Consider the following 23,413-nt stretch of genomic DNA (forward strand, 5'->3'; position numbering starts at 1 on the left):
TATCGTTGACAATTTTGTCAATGATGGATAGAATACTATTAAACTAATAAAACATATAAAAATACAAGGAATTAAATGATCAATCCTCTAATGGAGTTAATTTACAATGACAGGGGGAATTGGATGGAACATCATGAGAATTCTTTCAATGAAATCGCTAGTAGATTGCAAGATTTATTGAAAGGCCTCCAATATGGCTCAATAACGATCGTGGTGCAGGACGGTAAAATTGTTCAGTTAGAAAAAAGTGAAAAAGTGCGGGTGAAGTAACGAGCTGACTAGACAAACTAGAGGCGGCGTTGACACGAGTAGGGAGGAAATCCTTATTGTGTTAACGTCGTTTTTTCATTGAGAAAAAACCAACTATGGAGGTGGGAATGCATTGACTTTATCTTATCAAAGCTTAAGTGAAGATGATTATCTTACAATTAATAAAAAGTTAGAGCGTAGTGACAGCATAGAAGTGTTGAAGTGGGCTTATCAAGAATTTGGGAACGAGCTTGTGTATTCCTGTAGCTTTGGAATAGAAGGAATGGTTTTAATTGATTTAATTTATAAAGTAAATAAGCAGGCAAAAATTATATTTTTAGATACAGATTTTCACTTTAAGGAAACATACGAATTAATTGAACGAGTGAAAAAAAAATATCCTAGCTTACAAATTTCGTTAATAAAACCTGAATTAACTCCAGAGGAGCAAGCAGAACAATATGGAGAAGAATTATGGAAGCGAAATCCAGATCAATGCTGTCAAATCCGAAAGCTGATTCCATTAGAGAAAGAATTAAGCCTTCATAAAGCTTGGATTTCAGGATTGAGGCGCGAACAATCACCAACAAGAGCGAATACACAATTTGTAAACCAGGATCATCGGTTTCAATCTATAAAGATTTGCCCACTTATTCATTGGACAGAGGAAGAAATTAGTATGTATGTCAATTTACATCAGCTTACTTATAATGAGCTACATGATCAAAATTACCCAAGTATTGGCTGTGAATATTGTACAAAACCAGTAAAACCAGGTGAAGATCCAAGGAGCGGACGCTGGTCTGGTACAACCAAAACAGAATGTGGCTTACATCAACCAAAATAATAAATGGAGGGTCATACAATGGCAACAATTGCAGCACACGGAGGAACATTAATCCAACAATATCAGTCGAATTATGATTATCATTCATTAACGAAGGAAATTGAATTAGATTCTTTTGCTTTATCAGATTTGGAGTTAATTGGAATTGGTGGTTTTAGTCCTTTAACAGGCTTTATGAATAAAGAAAATTATCAATCAGTCGTAGAAAATATGAGGTTAAGTGACGGAACAATTTGGAGCATCCCGATTACGTTGCCTATTACTCCAGAAAAAGCTGCATCCTTAGAAGTTGGAGAAGAAGTAAAGCTTGTATTTTCTAAGGAAGTATACGGTACGATTATCATATCTGAAATATATGAGCCAGATAAAAATAAAGAAGCGATTAATGTTTACCGGACAGATGATTTGAATCATCCAGGAGTACAAAAGCTTTTTAGTCGTCCATCTCTTTATGTAGCAGGAGATATCGTGTTAGTGAATAGGGTGAATCGTGGTCGTTTTCAATCCTATCATCAAGATCCAGTAGATACTCGTGCGAAATTTGCAGATTTAGGATGGAAGAAGGTCGTAGGCTTTCAGACAAGAAACCCTGTTCATCGGGCGCATGAGTATATTCAAAAGTCTGCACTTGAAATTGTGGATGGATTATTTTTAAACCCTTTAGTTGGTGAAACCAAATCTGATGATATACCAGCAGATGTTAGAATGGAAAGCTATGAAGTGTTGTTAGAGAATTATTATCCAAAGGATCGGGTATACTTATCTGTTTTTCCAGCTGCTATGAGATATGCGGGACCACGAGAGGCCGTTTTTCATGCAATTGTTCGAAAAAACTATGGTTGTACTCACTTTATTGTCGGGCGTGATCATGCAGGCGTTGGAGATTATTATGGTACCTACGATGCCCAACTCATTTTCAGTGAGTTTAAAGAAGGTGAACTTGAAATATTGCCTCTTTTCTTTGAGCATAGTTTTTATTGTAAGGCATGTGGAAATATGGCATCAACGAAAACATGTCCTCACGAAAAAGAGGATCATGTGATTTTATCAGGAACAAAAGTAAGAGAAATGTTAAAGAACGGAGAGGTTCCTCCTCCAGAATTCAGTCGAAAAGAAGTAGTTGAAGTACTAATAAGAGGAATGCAAGAGCGTGTTGAAGTTTGATGTGATAAAGAGAGGGTGGGACCGATATGCTTGAAATTATAGCATTTGCCATTGCGTTATTTTTTGCCATGAACATTGGAGCGAGTGGAACTGCTGCAGCTATGGGTCCTGCTTATGGAAGTGGAGCTATTCCTAATAAAAAGTTGGCGATGCTACTGGTTGGAGTTTTTGCCTTTTTAGGAGCATTAGCTGGCGGAGAAGTTGTTCGTACGATCGGGAGCGGCATTATTCCTCCGGATATAGTGACCGTTGAAATCGTCATCATTATTTTAGCGTCTGCTTGCGGAACGTTATTTGTAGCCAATTTATTAGGAATTCCTTTATCTACAAGTGAAGTGGTTGTTGGTGCGATTGTGGGAGCAGGTATTGCTTATCAAGCTCTATTTTTAAATCATTTGCTAATTATCGTTTCTTTTTGGATTATAACCCCATTCTTTGCCTTTTTTTTCGCTTTACTAATTGGAAAGCTTACTTTAAAAGCTGAAAGAAAGTGGCCGTATTTAAAAGGGAAAGGAAAGTGGAAAAAACCATTAGTTTTCTTTTTAATAGCATGTGGCTGTATTGAAGCCTATGCAGCGGGAATGAATAATGTCGCAAATGCTGTTGGTCCATTAGTGGGAGCTGGGTTAATTGAGGTAGATACAGCAGTCATTTATGGAGGACTTTTTGTAGCAATCGGTGCTCTTCTACTAGGTGGTAAAGTATTGGAGACAAATGGAAAGAAAATTACCCAACTTTCTCTATTGCAAGGTAGCTCAGTTTCGTTAACAGGAGGCTCGCTCGTTATTGTAGCTTCCATATTTGGACTACCAGTTCCACTCACTCAAATTACGACATCTGCGATTGCTGGTATTGGAACAGCAGCTGATGGTTTTAAGCTTTGGGAAAAAGGAATCATGATGCAAATTATAAAGGTTTGGGTCGTATCACCTATTTTTTCTTTAGTTATATCCTATGGCTTAATATTACTGTTGCAGCATGCAGATTATTATACATTATTCGTTATTGTAAGTGTCTTTATCGCCACTGTTGGGTCATACAGTCTTTATCATTCAAGCAGAAAGGAAAAAAGATCGACCTATGATGAGGGTGGTGGAATTTAAATATTTTTAATTTCAGGGAGGAAAGTATGACACTGAAAAAGGTAGACAACATTGTTTGGCATGAAACGACCATCAAAAAAGAAGAACGAAACAAACAAAAGGGTCATAAAAGTACGATCCTATGGTTTACAGGGCTATCTGGTGCTGGTAAATCAACCTTAGCGAATGCTTTAGAACATCATTTGTTTCAAAAAGGATTATCAAGCTATGTCTTAGATGGTGATAATATTCGTCATGGTTTAAATAAAGGATTAGGCTTTAGTGATAAGGATCGTAAGGAAAATATCCGACGAATTGGTGAAGTAGCGAAGCTATTTGTTGATTCGGGCACGATCGTATGCACAGCATTTATTTCTCCATTTAAAGAAGACCGCCAATTGGTTAGGAAGTTAGTAGATGAAGAAGAGTTTATTGAGGTTTATGTGAGGTGCTCCTTATCGGAGTGCGAATCAAGAGATCCGAAAGGACTTTACAAAAAAGCTAGGTCAGGAGAAATAAAGGATTTTACAGGGATTAGCTCTCCTTATGAGGAGCCGGAATTTCCTGAAATTACAATTGATTCAGATTTGTTGTCGATAGAAGAATCGGTTGCACAAATCATACAATACTTACAAGCTAAACAAATAATATCTTAATGAGCTTATAGAAGAGGCTTTCCGTTGCATGATGTAGCGGAGCTTGATTAGAAGAACACGATGATAAGCGGAAAGGGGTCAAAAACGAAATTCAGCTGATGCTCTCAATACTCCTAATGAGCCAGTAAATTGTGTGTAATGGATGCTAACATCGATAACGAACAATGAACCCTCCTTCTAGAAAAAAGGAGGGTTATTTTAAACGGGTAGATTCTTTTATGAAAGACGAAAGCTAGTTGACACAAGGCACGGACACTCCAGTGGGAGGAAGTGGTCATGCCGAAATCCACTTTTAAAAAAATTAGTTCGGCAGCTCCTAACCAAACGCGAAGTGTCTTGGGGGAGTTGGGTACCTAACAAGTTTAAAATCATTCATTCGTGAGTATGGTCACAGTCTTATAGACTATTTTATTTAATTTAGTTTGATGATCAAGCTGCTTTTTCTTCTTAGATTATTGGCTTATAGATTGAAGGGCTTTTTCTATGTTGATTTGACCATGTCCGTAATACGCGTCTTTTCCTTTTGTACCTAAATCGTCAGCTGATGATGTGATGACATCATAAACTTCTTGATTACTGAGGTCTGGCCTTAAGGAACGAACTAAGCCTGCTAAACCAGCTACATGAGGTGAAGCCATAGAGGTTCCAGACATGACTGTGTATTCATTATTAATAAATAGACTCGGTATATGTTCGCCAGGGGCAGAAATATCAACATGATTACCATAATTAGAAAAGAAGGCACGATTATTATTTTGATCAACAGCCGCAACGGTTAATACTTCAGAATATTGAGCGGGATACATCGGGTCTTCCACATTATCGTTTCCAGATGCAACTACGATCACGACATCACGATCATAGGCATATTTAATTGCGTCATATAAAATCTCTGAATCGTAATAATCGCCTAAACTCATGTTAATGACGTTTGCTCCTTGATCTACTGCCCAGTAAATCCCTTTTGCTACATCGTAGGAAGACCCTTCACCTTCATCATTTAAGACTTTAACGGGAAGAATGGTGCTATTCCATGATATTCCTGCTATACCCGTAACATTATTAGTCATAGCGGCAGCCACACCTGCTACATGAGTTCCGTGTCCATGTGCATCTGAAAAATCGTCTGATTCATCAAATGCATTGTAACCTGTTTTTATTTTATCTTTTAAATCTGCATGATTTGGATCTACACCAGTATCAAGAATGGCAATCGTTATATTATTTCCACCGGATAAATCCCAACCACCACTTGTATTGATTTGTTCTAGATTCCACTGATAGGGCTCAAAAAATTCATCATTTGGTTTTGTAAGTCCTTGTTTGTTAAAAAGATAAATCGGTTCAGTAAATGCTAAAGAAAAATCATTTTGTAATCTTTCAAGGAGCTGCTCCGTTGTTTCATTAGGAGATGAAACGACATAATAAGGTAGATTTTCCTTAACGACTTGTAATTCAGCATGCTCCTGTAACCAATCAGTAGCTTTTTCATGATCTTTAAATTTGATTACCACTTGATTTTCAATATAAGATTTTTGATTAGCCTCAGGTTTATGTTCATTTGAATGTACAACAATTTGCCAGCCTAGTTCAGGAACTGTTTGAGAGCGAAAGCCGTTTGGTACATCGTTCGTTGTTTCCCATTGAACGGTAGGATCATCACCTGAAACAAAAAAGCTTCCATTTGCATCTGCTACTGAAGCCATCCCCATTACGAACGACTGGATAAAGGACAAATCTACTTCTGCTAATATTTTTCGATTATCTGAAAGTTTTTCTCCCATTAACATGTAGTTTTTCCCGTCTTTTGAGAATGGATCTGAAAATTCACTTTTTAAATGAGTGTGAGTCAAAAGTGAAAAATCAGGATTAATAATATCTCCAATTTCTTGTTCGATGTTTTGATTGTCAAAAATAATAAAACCATTAATATGAGGGTGTTCTTTGATTTCTAATTGGGATTTTTCTATTAGTTGAGTATCAGAGAAATCCTGTTCTGCCCAGCTGTTTAACTGAGTTGAAAGCTGATCTAAAAACATACTCGTTGTAATAGATAAGTCTTCTGCTAATAATTGATCCATCGCCCTCGAATCGAGAGTTTGTGGGATATCCTTTTCTAACGCGTATGGCGGCTGCTCATTTGAATCGATAAATAACCGACCTATGACAGCGATGCCAATGCCGAGAAAAGCAATGATTAGTACGGATTTAAACATGGTTTTCATTTTCTTTAACTCCTTTATTTTCAAGTAGTGATTTTATGCTCCCTCTAAAAGCGTCTGGGCCAACTTTAAAGGATAGGCACAATCAAATATAAATGTTACAGCTTCATAAAGATGAACAATCGTTCTAATGATTCGAGTCATACTGAATATGGTGGAGCTGGTGAGTGAGAGGATAGTCCATTAATTCTGAAAGAAAAACAAGCTTCATTTCATTTTGTTTGATTTTTTTCCAGCCATTTTCAACAGCAGAAAAAGTTTCAAACCCTTTTACTCCAACATGGCCTATCCCGACTGCTTGTCCATTTCTTTGTGAAATTTTCATGAGTTTATCGATTTGCTGTTCTACTTCATATTGTGACGACAAGCTATCATCGATAAAGATGTCTCTTTTAATAAAGGGAATATTCATCTTTTCTGCCAGTTCAGGGATAACGGATTCGTTACTTGTACCACTGTCTAGAAAATAAAGCTTGTTTTCATGAACCACTTCTAAAATGGATTTCATAATTTTCTGGTCTTCTACAATTTTTGAACCCATATGATTATTCATTCCTACTGCATAAGGAACATTTTCGATGGCTTGCTGGACTCGTTTTTTTATTTCTTGCTCTGTTAAGTCTGATGTAATGGCATTCGGACCAAGCCAAGAAGCTTTTCCTTGCTTCGGTTCCATTGGCATATGAATGATTACTTCTAATCCTGCTTCGTGTGCTTGAATAGCCTGTTCCTTCGCATGCTCGTGAAAAGGCATAATCGCAACTGTAATCGGGATTTCACCAGCTAGAAACGGTTCTACTCCTTTCACATCACCACCAAAATCGTCTATAATAATCGCCATTTTAGTCGCGTGAGCTTGTGGAGATAGGAGAAAAAGGAACAAGAGAGCTAAAGATATCGTTTTTTTCATCATACATAACTCCTTATAAAAACGTTGATAGCTTAGTTTGCCGTAAGGAGGAGAATTCTATGTTCTAAAAAACAAAAAAAGATGTGCTTAACAAAAATCGTTAAACACATCCTTTTTACTTTCGAATATTAAATGCGGCATTAATTTGCCCACGCAACATTCTTTCGCGTACTTCTTGTTTTTTCATGGCTTTTTGTTCCATTCTTCTAATTTCAAATGTTTGCATCCCATCTTCCATTTTGTTGGCTATGTCAATGAGACGTTCGACATCCAAAAAAGAGTATTTCCGAGTTCCGCCTTTTGTGCGTTCTGGAAACAATAGCTTTCTTTCTTCGTAATAGCGGATCTTTCGTTCAGATAATCCCGTCAGTTCACTTACTACTCCAATTGTAATCACTTTTTTATCTTTATAAGACAATCCACTCCACCTCACTGGTCAATAAGTAAGAATGTTCGCACCTTTTGTAATACTATATCACATCAATAGAAAAGTTGTGATTGTCAATGTAAGATTATCTTACATTTTTTCTGAATGACAGATAAATTCGATTAAAATATTGCTCGAGTATTTACAATATATGCTAAAATGATAAACATTCAAACTCTTATTGATAGTAGATGAGCTTTTATATTATACTTTATAAAACATATAAAATTAGTCGGTTTTTAAAACTCAATGCGACTAAAAATGGATGGTGTTCAATTTGGGAGAAGAAGTAAAAAAAGGTAAGGTTTATCTGGTAGGAGCAGGTCCAGGTGATAAACGCTTACTCACTATAAAAGCACTAGAGGTTTTGCAGATTGCCGACGTCATCTTGTATGATCGATTAGTCAATCCACTTCTTTTAGAGAGCAGCAAAGTCGATGCTGAGCTCGTGTATTGTGGAAAATTACCTGATAGACATATATTAAGGCAGGAAGCGATCAATGAAAAATTAGTTCAATTCGGTAAAGAAAATAAAATTGTTGTCCGATTAAAGGGTGGAGATCCAAGTGTTTTCGGCAGAGTAGCAGAAGAAATAGAAGCATTAGAGACGGAGAATATACCATATGAAGTCATTCCTGGAATTACTGCCGGGATTGCAGCAGCTACCTATGCTGGAATATCAGTGACCCATCGTCAACATGGAGGCTCGTTCGCTGTTGTGACAGGTCATAATAAAACAGAGGATGGAAAGCCGACAGTTGATTGGCATTCTTTAGCTAAGGGAATCGATACGATCGCTTTTTATATGGGTGTTAGTAATTTGTCCTATATTTCAAATCAACTATTATTAAATGGAAAAAAAAGCTCGACACCTGTTTCTATTATTCAATGGGGGACACTAGGAAAGCAGAAAGTGGTCACGGGTACATTAGAGAATATTACAGAAAAAGCTAAGCTACATCATATACAAAATCCTGCAATTACATTAGTAGGAGACGTAAATCAATTAAGAAAAAATAAGAGTTGGTTTGAAAAGCAGCCTTTATTTGGTCGACACATTCTTTTTGTAAAAACGTCGAGTGAGCACAGTGAAACGGCACAAGCTTTAACGGATTTGGGTGCTGATGTGTTCGAATTTCCAAGATGGAACTGGAACGAGGTTCATTCAAAAACACCTTTATGGTCTGATTATGAAGAAATATTATTTCTGTCTCCAACGATAATAGATGCTTTTTTTGAAAAAATTCGAAAAGAGCAAATAGATATAAGGTTTATTAAGGCGAAATTCCTTTGTTTGAGCGAGCTTTCAAAAAGACAACTACAAAAATATGGCTGTCAAAGTCAAAAGATTAGACATTGGGAACCAACTGAACAGTCCCTTGTTATTGGAGATGCTATTTACGATCGACAAAAATGGCAAGAGAAATGGAGTAATGCGGATTATGTTTCGTTAGGATATCAGGAAATAGTGCCACAATCGATTCAAACGTTTCGTCGATTATGGGATGAAGAAAGAATTGAAACCATTGTTTTCCCTAATATTAAAGCCATTAAGGTTTTTGTAGATGCTTTGAAGGAAGCCTCTTTTTCTGTTGAAGATGTTTCAAAATGTACAGAGATTATATGTTATAGTGAAGAAATTGCCAACATTGCAAGAGCTTATCAGTTTAAAGCTGCAAAAGTAAATGCTACATTAAAAGATAAACATCAGCTAATAGATAGGCTGTTGACGATAGAAGGGAAGGGGTAAATGTGGAAGCAATCCTTTATGTGGGACATGGTAGCCGTGTGCAAGAAGGAAATGAACAATTAAGAAACTTCGTAACTCATTGTAAAAAAAGATTTCCGAATATTCCAATTCAGCACACCTGTTTTATTGAGCTAGAACAACCCTCTATTTTAGAAGGGATAAAGAATTGTGTCGATCAAGGAGCTACTGTCATTGCTGTCATGCCTATTTTATTATTAACGGCGGGACATGCAAAGGAAGATATTCCAAAGGAAATTTCAAAAGCGAGGGAGTTATACCCTTCCATAAAATTTAAATATGGACGTCCTTTTGGAGTCGAAAAGTTAATTGTTGATGTGTTAAAGCAAAGATTAATAGCTACTGGTTTGAAAGAGGAAGCAACAGATGGAAAATCAAGTGAAAATGAAAGACAATCTGTAGCCGTTTTATTAATTGGTCGAGGAAGTAGCGACCCTGATGCGAATAGTGACTTATTTAAAATAGCTAGACTGCTATGGGAATATACACCTATTCAGCATGTAGAATGTGCTTACCTAGCAGCTACCACTCCTACTGTTGACCAGGGACTAGAGCGATTATTAAAAGAACCTGTGGATCAGGTGATTCTCTTACCTTATTTATTATTTACTGGGATATTAATGAAAAGCTTAGAGCAAATAAGAAAAGAAAAACAGATGTTAACGAGTAAAGAGCTATTATTATCTAAGTACTTAGGCTTTGATGACCAATTAATTGAGATTTTAAAAGAAAGAGTTGAAGAAGTACTATATGGAGAAAGAGATGAATAGCTTGATTCATGTAAGTTTAAAGGTGAAAAATAAAAAGGTGATGATAGTAGGCGGTGGGAAAATAGCGGAAAGGCAAGTAAAGCGTTTTATGAATGCTGGTTCCTCTGTTTTGGTTATTTCACCTTCTCTAACAGAGAGACTGAATCACTGGTGGAATCAAGGAAATATACAATGGCAGCAAAGAGAAGTTTCAAGTACGGAATCATTCCAATGCGATATTTTATGCTTAGTGACCAATAATCACTCTTTGCATCATTTACTTCAATTGAATAATCAACATGTTTCGATTATATATCGTGCCGATGATTATTCCTTAAGTGATATTGGTTTTATGAATAAAATCGAAGAAAAACATTTCACTGTAGCTTGGACCACTCATGGTGCTAGTCCGATCTATGCCAAAATATTGAAGAATGATATAGAAGAGCGATTACCTTTAAGGAAATATGATTCTGATCTAGCATTCTTGGAAAAAGCACGTAATATGATAAAAGAATCTACTCTTTCAGAGAACTTAAAATGGGAATGTTTAAATGAGATTTGTACAAAAGAATTTTTGGAAAGCGAAAATCGGAGCGAAAATGTACACAAATTGCTTCTTTCTCTTCAAGCAAAACACTAAGTGAAAACCATTGCTTTAATATTCGACTCATATTAAACTACTATTGGAAGATAAAAAGAAAGTAGGCTTAAAGACAATGGATAAAGTAAAATTTGCAAGTATATTCGGAACAATTGGGATTATTATATTTTTAATTGTTGGATTTACGGTGCCACTCATTGCAGAATCTAACCCTAATAACCGTGTGATTATTGATAATACACTAGGTGAATATAGTGCTCCAGCTTGCTTTGATGAAGCAGGGTTTACAAATAATATTGATGAAATGATTTTGAAGGATGCTATAGAATATGATTTTGTACCAGAATCTTCATGTACAGAATCAGAGCTACCATTTGAGAAAAAGCCACTTTTTTTAGTTTGGTTTTCATAAAAAAAGCTGATTCATAACGGTATGAGAATACTCGTTAAGGGTCAGCTTTTTTATTGATATTACAAAAGCTCTTGAAGTTTACCTATAAACATAGGTGAGATAGAGCCATATATTATCTCTGCCTTAGCTCATCAGTTATGAAGCGAGAAGAGATATTAATAGGAGGGGAGGAAGCGTGTAACCCCTTTTGCGAAAGGAATTAATCTATGATATAGTAAGAATGTTCTAATAATTTAATAGTTAAATAATAGGAGCTGGAGAGAATCATGAAAGTTGCAAAATTTGGAGGGAGTTCAGTTGCAAATGCTGAGCAAATAAAGAAAGTAGCAGCCATTATTAAGCAAGATCAAGAGAGAAAAGTTGTGGTCGTTTCGGCTCCGGGTAAAAGAGACGAAAACGATACGAAAGTGACTGACCTTTTAATAAAATTAGCAGATGCTTGTTTAAATGGAGAATCAGGTGAAAAAGAACTAGTCCATGTTGTGAAAAGATATCAATCTATTGCTGAGGAGTTAAATCTTAGTGAGAAAATCGTCCGAATTATTGAAGAGGATTTAAAAGCAAGAATGGCTTCATCTAAAGAAGATTCTAGAATCTTTTTAGATCTTTTAAAAGCAAGTGGTGAGGATAATAATGCAAAGCTTATCGCCGCTTATTTTCAGAGCATTGATTTAGAGGCGGAATATATAGACCCAAAGGAAGCGGGGTTATATGTTAGTGATGAGCCTGGTAATGCACAAGTGCTTGAAGAGTCTTACATACGTTTAAGTCATTTAAAGGATCATAAAAAGATTGTGGTTTTTCCAGGATTTTTTGGATACTCAAAAGAAGGGGTATTAGTGACGTTTCCACGTGGGGGATCCGATATAACGGGCTCTATTTTAGCTGCAGCGGTTCAGGCTGATTTATATGAAAATTTTACCGATGTAGATTCAGTCTTTGCTGCCAATCCTACGGTGGTTCATAATCCTGTAAAAATAAAGAAAATGACGTATAGAGAGATGCGTGAGTTATCATATGCTGGTTTTTCTGTATTTCATGATGAAGCATTAATCCCAGCATTTAAGAATAAGATTCCCGTTTGTGTAAAGAACACAAATAATCCATCTTCTTCGGGCACAATGATTATATCCGAGAGGGAATACTTTTTAAATCCCGTAATTGGAATAGCAGCCGATGAAGGGTTTGCCACGATTTATGTAAGAAAATATTTGATGAATAGAGAAGTAGGGTTTGGGAGAAGATTATTGCAAATCTTAGAGGACGAAGGCATTTCTTACGAGCATATTCCATCTGGAATTGATGATACTTCTGTCATTTTGCGGGAAGAGCAATTAAATGAAGAAAAAGAGAAACGAATTGTAGAGAGAATTAAAAGTGAGTTAGAGGTTGATGATGTTTATTTTGAGCATGGTTTTGCTATGATTATGATTGTTGGAGAAGGAATGCATAATACCATTGGGTTATCTGCTAGAGCGACAGCTGCATTAAGTAAAGCCAATGTGAATATTGAAATGATTAATCAAGGATCTTCAGAGGTTAGCTTAGGGTTAGCTGTTCACCAAGAGGATGCAAGTGCAAGTGTTAAGGCTTTGTACGAAGAGTTTTTTGGTGGAGTCAAAGAAGAAACGGTTTCATAATAATAGTGCAAAGTAGCCTAAATGGCTACTTTGCACTATTTTTTTCATTTTCTAGATTTTTTAAATAATGTTTAATTTCAGCAAGCTCTTCCCGGACTGCGACTAGCTGCTGTTCCGTTTTGTCGAGCTTTTCTTCTGGAGGTTCCTCAAGTTCATTAGCCTTTTCTACATTATTAACAATAACCCCGATAAATAAGTTAAATATAACGAATGTTCCTACTAAAACAAAGGAAATAAAATAAATCCATGCCCATGGAAGAGAATCCATAATGGGTCTCATAACTCCACTGCCCCAAGAATCTAACGTGACAATCTGAAATAGTGTCAGCATTGAACTTTGTAAATTCTCAAAGTAATGGGGAGCCACTTCATGGAAAAGCATCGTTCCTAGTACGGCAAATATATAGAAGATGATACTCATTAGAATAAGGATGTTCCCAAGTGCGGGAATCGTAAGCATTAAAGCATCTACTAATCTTCTTAATGATGGGATGACTGATATTGCTCTTAAGACTCTCAACACTCTGAGAATACGTAAAACCGTAATAAAATGACCACCTGTTAAGAGGTGACTTGCTAAAATAATTAATAAATCAAACCAATTCCATCCACCCTTAAAAAAGTTGCGATGAGGAACGGTTGCTAGGAATCTAGCTAAAATTTCAAAGGTGAAAATCCATAGTAGAATACTATCGACTAAATGAAAAAAAGAACCGTATTCTTTCCGTAAATCAGGATAGGTTTCTAAACCAACTAAAACAGCATTAACGAGTATAAGTAATATAATCGATACCGTAAAATAACGATGATTTACGATTTTTTGGCAGAAAGTTATAAGTTTAAAATGATTATTCATTGATTCTATTATCGCCCTTTCCTGTCATTGAACCTTTTCCATTATATCATGGTTATACTTTTTTGAGAGAGTAATAATAAAGCGGCTTAAACAAAATGAACTCATGTAGAGATGGTATATAATGAGTTCATACAAAGATAACAAACAGGCCCTTCCTCCTTTTGGTAAGAAGGGGCCTGTTAAAATGGAAGAACCACTTTGAAATTTGTAAACATAGCACAAGTCACGGAGACTCAATGGGATAAGGTGGTCAAGCCGAAATCCATTTTTTAAAAAGTGCGTTTGGTAGCACCTCACCGGGCATAGTGTCTTGAGGAAGTGAACAGCCCGTTATCGACCAACTGTGGAGTTCTTCATTCAAGCTTATGGTCCCACTACCGTGAAAAACTATTTTTTATTCGATTTTATGACTGTAAACGGAGCCTAGTTCCACTGAGCGTTGTATCGCTCGTTTAATTGCTTTTATAAAATGCTGTTGTAATTGTTCTTCCTCTAAAATTTTAAAACCAGCTTCTGTCGTTCCTTTTGGACTCATAATTTCTTGGTAAAGCTCTTGGGGACTTTTGTTCGTTGATTCTAATTTTTTTCCAACCCCTATAATCATTTGCTTAATTAACGAATCTGCTTCATTTTTTGTAAGGTTCGCTTCCTCAGCGGCTATATACATCGCTTCAATGAAATAGTAAAAGTAAGCAGGCCCACTACCGGCAATTCCTGTTGCTGCATTTTGCTTTTCTTCTTCGATAAATAATACGGAGCCAATTGCTTCGAATAATTCCTTTGCATATTCCATTTGTTTATGATTTGCATAGGCACCTTTACTCATTGATGTGGCTGATAGTCCGATTGAAGCAGAAGTATTAGGCATAGTTCGAATCACGGCAGCGTTAAATTCAAGCAAATCCTCAATATAAGAAGTAGGAATTCCAGCTAGGATGGAAATAAATAAAGCTTCCTTATTACAGTAAGGCTTGATTTCTTTAATACATTCCTTAATTCCATAAGGCTTCATTGCAAATATAATAACATCTGCTTCTTTTATCGCTTCTATACGGCTATGCGTCGTTTTTATTTGGTATCGTTTCTTTAAGCTTTCTAATCTCTCAGTGTTTTCTAAGTTTGTAGCCGTTATATTAAGAGGGGAAACGGTCTGAGTTTTTAGTAAACCTGAAATAATCGCTTCTGCCATTGAGCCTGCACCTAAAAATGTAATGTTTTTGGACAATTTTTACACCTACTCTTTAATTTGACCTGTTCCTTCAACCAAGTATTTAGTTGAAGTAAGTGCTTCTAACCCCATTGGACCTCTTGCATGTAGCTTTTGTGTGCTTATTCCTATTTCTGCACCAAAACCAAATTCAAAGCCATCTGTAAATCTTGTAGAAGCATTATGGTACACGCTCGCTGCATCGACAGTATTAAGAAAACGTTCAACATTAAAAGGGGTTTCACTAATAATTGCTTCAGAATGATAAGTACCGTATTTTGCGATATGAGAAATCGCCTCATCGACTGATGGTACTACTTTTAAGGCAACCTTTAAATCTAAATATTCATTTGCCCAATCCTCCTCTGTTGCTTTTTGAACGGAAGGGAACGAGTTTATCAAATCGTCTTCACCGAAAATTAAGACGTTTTTTTCTTCTAAAGCGTTAATGAGTGTTGAAAGGTGTGAGTCTGCCCATTTTTCGTGAACTAATATGGTTTCTGCTGCATTACAAACAGAAGGACGCTGAGTTTTACTATTGATACTAATTGAAAGGGCCATGTCTAGTTTAGCTGTTTCATCGATATAAACATGACAATTTCCTACACCGGTTTCTAACACTGGAATGGTAGCATTTTTAACAACTGATTGTATTAATCCAGCACCTCCACGTGGTATTAATACATCGACATATTCATTTAATGTAAATAATTTTGTCACGGTTTCACGACTAGTGTCTTCTATTAGTTGAAGAGATTCTTTAGGAATGCTCGTCTTTTCTAATGCTCTATGAAGTACCTCTATAATTGCTTTATTGGAGTGAATCGCTGAAGAGCTACCACGTAATAAAACAGCATTTCCTGCTTTTAAGCATAAGCTTGAAGCGTCAACGGTCACGTTAGGGCGGGCTTCATAAATCATTCCAATCACACCTAGTGGAACACGAACTTTTCTAATATTTAGTCCATTAGGGCGTGTGAAAGTATCGATTTCTTGCCCAATTGGATTTGGAAGAGAAGCTACTTGCTTTAAACCTTCTGCCATATCATAAATTCTAGGTTCATTTAGAGTTAGTCTGTCTAATAAGCCATCAGAAAGACCATTTTCTTTCCCGTTATCCAAATCTTTCTTATTTTCTGTCATAATAAAATCCGTTTCAGCTAATAATTGCTGAGCCATTTGAAAGAGTGCTTCATTTTTTTGCTTCTCTGTTTTTTGTGAAAGAATAGTGGTTAATTGCTTCGCTTGTTTAGCCTTTTTTATTAGTTCAGTCATATCATTCACTCCTTATATAAGATTATGTTAAAAAAGAGTACTTTTAGTACCAGTCATTTTTAATTATGGTTCATAGATAAAGGGCTTTGGTAAAGCAACCCAATTGTTTCGATGTATGACTTCGGTTTTTTGTTTTTGTAACGTTGTTTTGACGACAGAGCTAGAATGTCCCTTCACTTGCTCAATTTCATTGGAATGATAATTGGTTGTTCCTTTACCGAGTAAATATCCAGATTCATTATATACATTAATGACATCTTGACTGGAAAATGAACCTTCTACTGATTTAATTCCGGCAGGCAGTAAACTCTTGCCTAAAAAAAGCAAAGCGTGCTCAGCACCACGGTCGATGATAATGGAGCCCGCTGATGTAGAGTGAAGAGCGATCCATTGCTTATTCGTAGGCATCGAAGCCTCTGATTGAAAGGAGCCTATATAGGTCCCATCACCTTTCCCTTCCATAATATCGAGTAGTTTCGTCACGCCAGTGCCTTTTCCGATGAAAATATTAACTCCTAAGGATAGCGCAGTATGAGCAGCACTAATTTTGGATTTCATTCCGCCAGTACCAACTTTTGAGCCTTTTTCGTCTGCAACCGCCAGTAATTCAGGCTTAATTTCCTGCAAGTAAGTATATCTCTTGGCTTGTGGATTTTTTAGAGGATTTTCATCATATAAACCATTCACATCTGTCAAAATACAAAGAATGTGGGCGTGTACAAAACCACTTACTAAGGCCGATAGCATATCATTATCTCCAAAAGTCAACTCCTGAATCGATGTTGTATCATTTTCATTAATAATAGGGATCGCACCTTTTTTTAGTAATTCACTAATAGTAGAGTAGGCATTATTAAAGCGATGTCGATTAGAAAAATCATCTCTAGTAAGAAGCATTTGAGCTGGGATGAGGTTCTCTTTTTGAAATTGCTCTAAATAACCTCTCATTAATAGCCCTTGGCCGACCGCAGCAGCAGCTTGTTTTCCGGAGATTGAAGTTGGCTTTATAGGATAACCGAGTGCTGAAAAGCCTGCAGCAACTGCACCGGAAGAAATTAAAATAACTTCATGCCCTTTCTTTTTTAGCTCCGATATTGCTTGAACATGCTCCGTTAATTTATCCATACTAAGCTGTCCGTTTGGATTGGTTAGCGAGCTACTGCCAATTTTGACGACGATTCGTTGACGTCTCATATTGAAAATCCTCTCTTCACTAAACTAAAATCACGTAAAAAAAGCTCTCCCATCCTATATAAAAGGACGGAAGAGCATACTTTCCGCGGTACCACCTTGTTTGACATGTATCACCATGTCCACTCAAACCCGTAACGAGGGTAACGATTAGTTTGCAGTAACTAATAAGCTCGAGGGCAGGTTCAACTTGTACAGAGGTCAAGGATCTTTCAGCCGATGAATCCTCTCTCTAAGACTTATACATCATTTACTAATCCCTTTCAACACTATGGTATATTGAAATGTATACATGTAACGTTAAGATAATTTATTATAGTATATAGTGATGAATAAACGACGTCAAGATCGAAATTACTTTCTGAAGTAGTGGAAAAAGTTATCATAAAGGTGTTGAATGATTTGGTAAAGAATAAAACAATCTGGATTACAGGTGGAACGAGTGGCATTGGGTTAGAAATGACAAGACAGCTACTAGAGCAAGGAGCAACCGTCATTGTTCTAGCACGTAATGAAAAGAAATTGCTGCAATTACAAGATGATGCTACTTTAAAAAAAGGAAATTTAATGACCCAAATGATTGAAATGAGTAATGAAGATAGTATTAAGCAAGCAGTTAAAACGCTTTTTAATAAAGGAATCATTGTAGATGTACTAATTAATAACGCTGGTATAGGGATATTCGACCATATCCTTGATAGTAAAAGTGAAGAGATTCGGGAGATGTTCGATGTTAATGTACTTGGTAGCATTACATTAATTAAGGAAATTCTGCCGCATATGCTTAAAAATCAAAGAGGTCAGATTATTCAAATTGCCTCACAAGCAGGGAAGCTTGCAACGCCTAAGTCAAGTGTATATGGTGCAACCAAGCATGCCATTTTAGGATTTTCAAATGCCCTTCGACTGGAACTTGCTGATACTCCCATTCAAATGACCGTCGTAAATCCAGGTCCGATACGTACCCCCTTTTTCAATGTCGCAGATAAATCAGGGACTTACGTCACTAACATGGAAAAAATAATGCTGAAACCAGAGATTGTCGCTCAAAAAATTATTAAAACGATTGGCTCCTCCAAAAGGGAGTTGAACCTTCCTTGGTGGATGAATTTTGGTGCAAAAATTTATCATTTAATGCCTGGGGTTATTGAGAAAATAGCTTCTAAGCAATTTAATAAAAAATAATCATTGAAAAAGCCTCTGTTAATTTTAAAGAGGCTTTTTTTGATAAGTTTTTTTTAAGTGAGTCTATTACATCATTGCTTTATAAGTGAACGAAACCGAATATCTATGATAAAAATGAACTGAATGTTTGCAAATTCACTCGTTGATTGTAACGGAAGGTAGTGACTCCCAAAGGATGAGCGCCGTTTGAAGATCCACTCTGACGACGCTCTGCGTAGTCGGAGTTAGCTGAAAACAAGCCCTTGGGAAAGCATCTACCTAAAGTGAAAATCAAAAACTTAATCGCTCATTTTTTATTAAAAGATAGAAATGATGAAATTCATTCAAGTAATGAAATTAGCAAAGTTCTTAAGTCCAAACACTGATAGACTCCTTTACTCAGTCCATTTTTTTTGAAAACAGCACTAATGAGTATTTGTGTGAATATGATAAGGAAGAGGGAGCCCATTTACAGGGGTAGAGAGCGAAAAAAACGGAAATTTTCCCAAAAGGGGCTGGTTAAATGTGTGGAATCACTGGATGGGTTGATTGGAAACTAGATATGAGACAAGAGAAACCGCAGTTAGAGAAGATGGTCAAAACACTAAAGAAAAGAGGGCCAGACGAAGAAAATATATGGTTAAGAAAGCATGTTGGTTTTGGTCATGCAAGGTTAGTCGTTGTTGACCCAGAAGGCGGTAAACAGCCAATGGTCAGAGAGGTTCATAATAAAACATACACGATTGTTTATAATGGAGAATTATATAATACGGAGGATATTAGAAAAGAGCTATTAAAAAAAGGACATCAATTTTCAGGGCATTCTGATACAGAGGTGCTTTTAAAATCTTATATTGAATGGGGTTATCAATGCTTAGAAAGATTAAATGGTATTTTTGCCTTTGCTATATGGAATGAGGAAGATCAATGTTTGTTCATGGCAAGAGACCGATTAGGAGTGAAGCCTCTCTTTTATACGGTTTCACAGGGACGAATATTATTTGCCTCTGAAATAAAAGCATTATTAGCTCATCGGGATATCGAACCTATCGTAGAAAGAGATGGTTTGGCTGAGGTTTTAGCATTAGGACCATCTAGAACACCTGGTCATGGTGTATTTAAAGATGTAAACGAATTACGTCCCGCTCATATGTTAATTTATGATAGAAATGGAGCAAAAATTAGTCGCTATTGGTCTCTAAAGGGAAGAGAGCATACACATTCGACGGATGAAACGGCACTTTATATTCAGGATTTATTAAAAGATATTGTAAAGAGGCAGCTATTTGCTGATGTTCCTGTTGGTATGTTTTTATCGGGAGGAGTCGATTCAAGTGCGCTAACTGCTTTAGCGGCTAACATTTATGAGAACGAAGGTAAGGGATCGGTTAGAAGCTATTCGATTGATTATGATGAAAATGATAAATACTTTAAAGCTAATGATTTTCAGCCTAATGCAGATGGGCCTTGGATAAAGAAGGTATCGCAAGCATTAAAAACAAATCACTATAATGCCATTATTTCGATTAATGAATTAGCGGATCTATTAGATGAAGCCGTAACGGTGCGTGACTTACCTGGAATGGCTGATATCGATTCGTCTTTATTATGGTTCTGTAAAGAAATTAAAAAAGATGTAACGGTAGGGTTGTCAGGGGAATGTGCTGATGAGATTTTTGGAGGTTATCCTTGGTTTCATCGAAAGGATTTGATGGACTTAGATTTCTTCCCTTGGATGCGCTCTATTGAGGAAAGAGAATCGTTATTAAACGCGGAATGGAAAAAGAAATTAGATTTAAAGGATTATGCTTATCAAAGTTATAAGGATACCATTAAAGAAACACCAAAATTTTATAAAGATTCTCCTGAAGAAGCGAGGAGAAGAGAAATTTCATACCTAAATATGACTTGGTTTATGACCAATTTACTTGATCGAAAAGACCGGATGAGTATGGGGGCGAGTTTGGAAGTGCGTGTGCCTTTTTCAGACCATCGTCTAGTCGAATATGTTTGGAATATCCCTTGGCAAATGAAACAATTAAATGGAAGAGAAAAAGGAATTTTGCGAAAAGCGCTAGAAGGTATTTTGCCGGATGATGTACTGTATCGAAAAAAGAGTCCTTTTCCAAAAACCCACCATCCTCTCTATACGAATGCTGTTACCGTAAGAATGCAAAATATATTAAAAAAGAAAGATTCACCTCTGTTTGAATTCATTAAGAAAGAAAAACTCCAAGAAATTGCAGAATCAGGTGGATTACCAGCAGGTAAGCCGTTTTTTGGTCAATTAATGGCAGGACCACAATTACTAGCTCATTTCATCCAAATGGATTATTGGTTAAACTCGTACAACATTAAAATAAAAGATTGAACAAAGCGTTGAGGATGAGACAGAAGTTGCTTTGAAAGAAAATTCTTTTGCATAATTTGATGCAAACATCAAGAACGAACCATAAACCCTCCTTACAGTGAAAAGGAGGGTTACTTTGAATGGCGTAAGCTAGGAGCGAACAGGCGTGGACCTAAAATGGTGAAATCATTTATTCGTGATGTATTGTCCCAACCTCAATTCTTTTTATCATCTTTTTATAAGTGTAAAGAATCTATTTCCGTTATAATAGAAAAAAAGCAAAAAAGGAGACGATAAAATGCCTTCAAAAATAGTAGTGGTTACTGGAGCAGCGAGTGGGATTGGTCTTAAAATTGCAGAATTTTTTGCTGAAAATGGATATACGGTTTGTGCACTCGATTATCAGAAGTCTGAGCTTGCAAAACAAGTTAACATTCTTCAGAACGAGGGATTACATGTAAAAGGATATGTATGTGATGTAAGTAAGGAAAGGGAAGTAATTCAAACGATTGAACAAATTATAAAAGAGGAACATACCATTGATGTTCTAATAAATAATGCTGGAATTAGTACCTTTCAATCTATCGAAGAACTTACATATGAAGAGTGGAATAGAGTGATTCAAACGAATTTATCCAGCATGTTTTTATGTACAAGAGAAGTTTTGAAGGTTATGAAGAAAAACGGGAGAGGGAGTATCGTAAATATTAGCTCTACTCGTGCATTTATGTCAGAACCTGAAAGTGAAGCATATGCAGCTTCAAAGGGTGGGGTAATTGCTTTTACACATGCACTAGCAGCATCTCTTCAAAAATACCAGATTACCATTAATTCGATTAGTCCAGGATGGATTCATACAGGAACAGAAGATGTACGAGAAATGGATCATAAACAGCATTTTTCTAACCGTGTCGGAAGACCAAGTGATATAGCTAGCGCATGTTTATTTTTAACAGATGAAGAAAATCGATTTATCAATGGAGAGAATCTGATTATTGATGGAGGAATGACCAAAAAAATGATTTATGAGCATTAAGATAAAAAGCAGTTAACCTAGATATCTAGATTAACTGCTTTTTTGTCTTTAGTCTAAGCACTTCTTTTTGTAGAGCTTGATTGTAGCTCAGAGTGTTCAAGTTTAGTTTGATTTTTATTAGCAAAATACAAGTAAACAAAGAAGACGGCTATAATCATATATCCTAATGTAAAGTCCGGTGATGCATTAATTGCTAGTGATGGGGCGTGCATCAGTCCAATAAAAGATAAGCCCGCACCAATTAACGTGAATATACTAGCTCTAATGAAATCACGATCGATGATACATACCGTAATGGAACCAATTATAATAGCAGTAAACATAGCTCCGTTTCCTAATGGAACAATCCCCTCAGAAATATTCGCAACGACTTCAGGTGCGGCATTATTAAATCGGGTCATCATATAATTAGCTAAATAAGGAAGCATCGCAATCGCAACAGCAGGATAATATTTCTTTTCATTAGAAGAAAAGCTTGTGGAAACCATAGAAATTCCGACAAATACAAGAATAGGTGCAATAGCAGCCATTGGGATTAGAGCTGACAATATAGCAATAGCTCCTGTAAGGGCTAAGAGGGCAAAAACAACTGCATTTAGAATACTGTATCCTCGACCAGCACCCATCTTTTTAGAACCAACAGTAGCGATATAGACAGTAGTTGGAAATAAACCACCGAAAAATGCACCAATAACAGTTCCCATACCATCAACAGCTTGGCACTCACGTACGTCATAAGAATCTCCTTCAGCTGACATCGCATCTACATTGTTCATCGTTTCAACCGCATTATATAATGAAATAGGGATAAGGACAGCAAATAATCCAACTAAAGCTCCAAATAAATAGGTGTAGCCTTCAAAGAAAGAAAAAGTTGGTAAAAATGGATAGAATCCAATGTGACCAAAAGCGTCAGAAATATCTGAGAAAGATTGATAACCTAATACGAATGCTAAAATAGTACCGATAATAATGGCAAATAAGGAAGTTGGAATTTTGAAAGGCATGGCAATTTTTCCGATAATTCCTACGATAATGATAGCCAGTGATACAAGTCCAACAACTGGTAATGAAAACGTATGAAAAAGCATTTCACCAGCGACGAAAGTTAAAGCTACACCTGCTAATGCTCCTAATAAAGCAGCACGAGGTAAATTTTTACGAACCCAATTTCCAGTAAAGGAAACAGCTACTTCAATAAGACCACTAATTAAAGCTGCAGCCACACCAATTTTCCAGGCTAGCTCATGGTCACCAGTTAGTGCAAGAGCAGGTCCTAAAATCCCGAATAAAAAAACAAACATAACAGGGGTACTAATCCCGTAAGATAAAGCTGTCACATCTGTTCGATTTTCTTTTTTAGCTAATCGATTAGCGCTATAAGCGTAATATAAATTTCCAACAATTACGGCCACTGCCGCACCAGGAATCACTTTTCCAAAAACTATACTGGCAGGAAAGCCCATTCCTAGCATTGTAACGGCAATTAATACGAAGTTAGCTAAATTATTTTGCAATAAAGCGAAAAAGGCATCAGTATCCTCTTTTTTATACCATGGATAAATAACTCTTTCTGTTGTCATGATTCTCTCCTCTTCATCCCC

The 23,413-nt window shown here is 36.4% G+C and carries 21 protein-coding genes and 1 other annotated feature; of the genes, 13 read left to right on the forward strand and 8 right to left on the reverse strand.

All coding sequences use genetic code 11. The features are described 5' to 3' along the window. Positions 1–123: 123 nt before the first annotated feature. The 5 genes from AZF04_RS20660 to cysC all read left to right on the forward strand — a co-directional run bounded on the left by AZF04_RS20660 (position 124) and on the right by cysC (position 3,998). Positions 124–270, forward strand: coding sequence for a YezD family protein (locus AZF04_RS20660; RefSeq protein ID WP_081766724.1), 147 nt, complete (start codon positions 124–126; stop codon positions 268–270). Between the two features lie 112 nt (positions 271–382). Beyond that, the gene (locus tag AZF04_RS09130; protein WP_061948448.1) at positions 383–1,096 is read left to right on the forward strand and encodes a phosphoadenylyl-sulfate reductase; all 714 of its coding nucleotides are present in this window, start codon (positions 383–385) and stop codon (positions 1,094–1,096) included. A gap of 18 nt (positions 1,097–1,114) precedes the next feature. Further along, a complete protein-coding gene (gene sat / locus AZF04_RS09135; protein ID WP_061948449.1) occupies positions 1,115–2,260 on the forward strand; it encodes a sulfate adenylyltransferase in 1,146 nt (381 codons plus the stop codon). A 26-nt stretch (positions 2,261–2,286) separates the two neighbouring features. Further along, positions 2,287–3,363, forward strand: coding sequence for an inorganic phosphate transporter (locus AZF04_RS09140; RefSeq protein WP_061948450.1), 1,077 nt, complete (start codon positions 2,287–2,289; stop codon positions 3,361–3,363). A 26-nt stretch (positions 3,364–3,389) separates the two neighbouring features. Beyond that, positions 3,390–3,998 carry an adenylyl-sulfate kinase gene (gene cysC, locus AZF04_RS09145; protein WP_061948451.1) on the forward strand — a complete coding sequence of 203 codons (609 nt, stop codon included), beginning with the start codon at positions 3,390–3,392 and terminating at the stop codon, positions 3,996–3,998. Between the two features lie 452 nt (positions 3,999–4,450). Here cysC and AZF04_RS09150 read toward each other — a convergent pair whose 3' ends face one another. The 3 genes from AZF04_RS09150 to AZF04_RS09160 form a co-directional block, all read right to left on the reverse strand. Beyond that, the gene (locus AZF04_RS09150) at positions 4,451–6,223 is read right to left on the reverse strand and encodes a S8 family peptidase (RefSeq protein ID WP_061948452.1); all 1,773 of its coding nucleotides are present in this window, start codon (positions 6,221–6,223) and stop codon (positions 4,451–4,453) included. A gap of 124 nt (positions 6,224–6,347) precedes the next feature. Continuing rightward, positions 6,348–7,130, reverse strand: a complete 783-nt coding sequence (locus AZF04_RS09155) for a divergent polysaccharide deacetylase family protein (RefSeq protein WP_061948453.1) — start codon at positions 7,128–7,130, stop codon at positions 6,348–6,350. Between the two features lie 115 nt (positions 7,131–7,245). Then, on the reverse strand, positions 7,246–7,548 hold the full coding sequence (locus tag AZF04_RS09160) for a MerR family transcriptional regulator (protein WP_045487057.1): 303 nt from the start codon (positions 7,546–7,548) through the stop codon (positions 7,246–7,248). A 286-nt stretch (positions 7,549–7,834) separates the two neighbouring features. Between AZF04_RS09160 and cobA the strand changes: the two genes are divergently transcribed. The 5 genes from cobA to AZF04_RS09185 all read left to right on the forward strand — a co-directional run bounded on the left by cobA (position 7,835) and on the right by AZF04_RS09185 (position 12,730). Beyond that, entirely contained in the window at positions 7,835–9,307 is a 1,473-nt protein-coding gene (gene cobA / locus AZF04_RS09165) for a uroporphyrinogen-III C-methyltransferase (protein WP_161485259.1), read from the forward strand. Positions 9,308–9,309: 2 nt separating this feature from the next. Further along, positions 9,310–10,095 carry a sirohydrochlorin chelatase gene (locus tag AZF04_RS09170; protein ID WP_061948455.1) on the forward strand — a complete coding sequence of 262 codons (786 nt, stop codon included), beginning with the start codon at positions 9,310–9,312 and terminating at the stop codon, positions 10,093–10,095. Then, entirely contained in the window at positions 10,088–10,717 is a 630-nt protein-coding gene (locus AZF04_RS09175) for a precorrin-2 dehydrogenase/sirohydrochlorin ferrochelatase family protein (RefSeq protein WP_061948456.1), read from the forward strand. The genes AZF04_RS09170 and AZF04_RS09175 overlap by 8 nt, the downstream gene beginning before the upstream one ends. Positions 10,718–10,793: 76 nt before the next feature. Then, positions 10,794–11,090 (forward strand): hypothetical protein, encoded by a 297-nt coding sequence (locus tag AZF04_RS09180; protein WP_052340192.1) that lies wholly within the window; start codon positions 10,794–10,796, stop codon positions 11,088–11,090. A 266-nt stretch (positions 11,091–11,356) separates the two neighbouring features. Continuing rightward, the gene (locus AZF04_RS09185; protein ID WP_061948457.1) at positions 11,357–12,730 is read left to right on the forward strand and encodes an aspartate kinase; all 1,374 of its coding nucleotides are present in this window, start codon (positions 11,357–11,359) and stop codon (positions 12,728–12,730) included. Positions 12,731–12,755: 25 nt separating this feature from the next. Here the strand turns inward: AZF04_RS09185 and AZF04_RS09190 are convergent, their stop codons facing one another. The 4 genes from AZF04_RS09190 to proB form a co-directional block, all read right to left on the reverse strand. Beyond that, positions 12,756–13,586, reverse strand: coding sequence for an ion transporter (locus AZF04_RS09190; RefSeq protein ID WP_045487074.1), 831 nt, complete (start codon positions 13,584–13,586; stop codon positions 12,756–12,758). Between the two features lie 394 nt (positions 13,587–13,980). Continuing rightward, positions 13,981–14,811 (reverse strand): pyrroline-5-carboxylate reductase, encoded by an 831-nt coding sequence (gene proC, locus AZF04_RS09195; RefSeq protein ID WP_082795241.1) that lies wholly within the window; start codon positions 14,809–14,811, stop codon positions 13,981–13,983. A gap of 9 nt (positions 14,812–14,820) precedes the next feature. After that, the gene (locus AZF04_RS09200; protein ID WP_061948458.1) at positions 14,821–16,068 is read right to left on the reverse strand and encodes a glutamate-5-semialdehyde dehydrogenase; all 1,248 of its coding nucleotides are present in this window, start codon (positions 16,066–16,068) and stop codon (positions 14,821–14,823) included. 63 nt (positions 16,069–16,131) lie between these two features. Then, positions 16,132–17,262 (reverse strand): glutamate 5-kinase, encoded by a 1,131-nt coding sequence (gene proB, locus AZF04_RS09205; protein ID WP_061948459.1) that lies wholly within the window; start codon positions 17,260–17,262, stop codon positions 16,132–16,134. A 59-nt stretch (positions 17,263–17,321) separates the two neighbouring features. Continuing rightward, positions 17,322–17,535 (reverse strand) — a binding site (T-box leader). 126 nt (positions 17,536–17,661) lie between these two features. On the opposite strand from proB, the gene AZF04_RS09210 reads away from it, so the two are divergent. The 3 genes from AZF04_RS09210 (at position 17,662) to AZF04_RS09220 (ending at position 21,809) form a co-directional block, all read left to right on the forward strand. Continuing rightward, positions 17,662–18,444 (forward strand): SDR family NAD(P)-dependent oxidoreductase, encoded by a 783-nt coding sequence (locus AZF04_RS09210; protein WP_235599951.1) that lies wholly within the window; start codon positions 17,662–17,664, stop codon positions 18,442–18,444. Positions 18,445–18,946: 502 nt separating this feature from the next. Continuing rightward, the gene (gene asnB, locus AZF04_RS09215) at positions 18,947–20,794 is read left to right on the forward strand and encodes an asparagine synthase (glutamine-hydrolyzing) (protein ID WP_045487087.1); all 1,848 of its coding nucleotides are present in this window, start codon (positions 18,947–18,949) and stop codon (positions 20,792–20,794) included. 277 nt (positions 20,795–21,071) lie between these two features. After that, the gene (locus AZF04_RS09220; protein ID WP_061948460.1) at positions 21,072–21,809 is read left to right on the forward strand and encodes an SDR family NAD(P)-dependent oxidoreductase; all 738 of its coding nucleotides are present in this window, start codon (positions 21,072–21,074) and stop codon (positions 21,807–21,809) included. A 53-nt stretch (positions 21,810–21,862) separates the two neighbouring features. Here AZF04_RS09220 and AZF04_RS09225 read toward each other — a convergent pair whose 3' ends face one another. Further along, a complete protein-coding gene (locus AZF04_RS09225; RefSeq protein WP_061948461.1) occupies positions 21,863–23,392 on the reverse strand; it encodes a hypothetical protein in 1,530 nt (509 codons plus the stop codon). Positions 23,393–23,413 lie beyond the last annotated feature (21 nt).

It is taken from the genome of Alkalihalobacillus trypoxylicola (assembly GCF_001590785.1).
Taxonomy (GTDB): Bacteria; Bacillota; Bacilli; order Bacillales; family Bacillaceae_D; genus Alkalihalobacillus; species Alkalihalobacillus trypoxylicola.

What these genes read in the sequence shown, in the direction of transcription:
- AZF04_RS20660 (WP_081766724.1), top strand. Translation starts at nt 124, where the DNA reads ATGGAACATCATGAGAATTCTTTCAATGAAATCGCTAGTAGATTGCAA.
- sat (WP_061948449.1), top strand. Translation starts at nt 1,115, where the DNA reads ATGGCAACAATTGCAGCACACGGAGGAACATTAATCCAACAATATCAG.
- AZF04_RS09140 (WP_061948450.1), top strand. Translation starts at nt 2,287, where the DNA reads ATGCTTGAAATTATAGCATTTGCCATTGCGTTATTTTTTGCCATGAAC.
- cysC (WP_061948451.1), top strand. Translation starts at nt 3,390, where the DNA reads ATGACACTGAAAAAGGTAGACAACATTGTTTGGCATGAAACGACCATC.
- AZF04_RS09150 (WP_061948452.1), bottom strand. Translation starts at nt 6,223, where the DNA reads ATGAAAACCATGTTTAAATCCGTACTAATCATTGCTTTTCTCGGCATT.
- AZF04_RS09155 (WP_061948453.1), bottom strand. Translation starts at nt 7,130, where the DNA reads ATGAAAAAAACGATATCTTTAGCTCTCTTGTTCCTTTTTCTCCTATCT.
- AZF04_RS09175 (WP_061948456.1), top strand. Translation starts at nt 10,088, where the DNA reads ATGAATAGCTTGATTCATGTAAGTTTAAAGGTGAAAAATAAAAAGGTG.
- AZF04_RS09180 (WP_052340192.1), top strand. Translation starts at nt 10,794, where the DNA reads ATGGATAAAGTAAAATTTGCAAGTATATTCGGAACAATTGGGATTATT.
- AZF04_RS09185 (WP_061948457.1), top strand. Translation starts at nt 11,357, where the DNA reads ATGAAAGTTGCAAAATTTGGAGGGAGTTCAGTTGCAAATGCTGAGCAA.
- AZF04_RS09190 (WP_045487074.1), bottom strand. Translation starts at nt 13,586, where the DNA reads ATGAATAATCATTTTAAACTTATAACTTTCTGCCAAAAAATCGTAAAT.
- AZF04_RS09200 (WP_061948458.1), bottom strand. Translation starts at nt 16,068, where the DNA reads ATGACTGAACTAATAAAAAAGGCTAAACAAGCGAAGCAATTAACCACT.
- proB (WP_061948459.1), bottom strand. Translation starts at nt 17,262, where the DNA reads ATGAGACGTCAACGAATCGTCGTCAAAATTGGCAGTAGCTCGCTAACC.
- asnB (WP_045487087.1), top strand. Translation starts at nt 18,947, where the DNA reads ATGTGTGGAATCACTGGATGGGTTGATTGGAAACTAGATATGAGACAA.
- AZF04_RS09220 (WP_061948460.1), top strand. Translation starts at nt 21,072, where the DNA reads ATGCCTTCAAAAATAGTAGTGGTTACTGGAGCAGCGAGTGGGATTGGT.
- AZF04_RS09225 (WP_061948461.1), bottom strand. Translation starts at nt 23,392, where the DNA reads ATGACAACAGAAAGAGTTATTTATCCATGGTATAAAAAAGAGGATACT.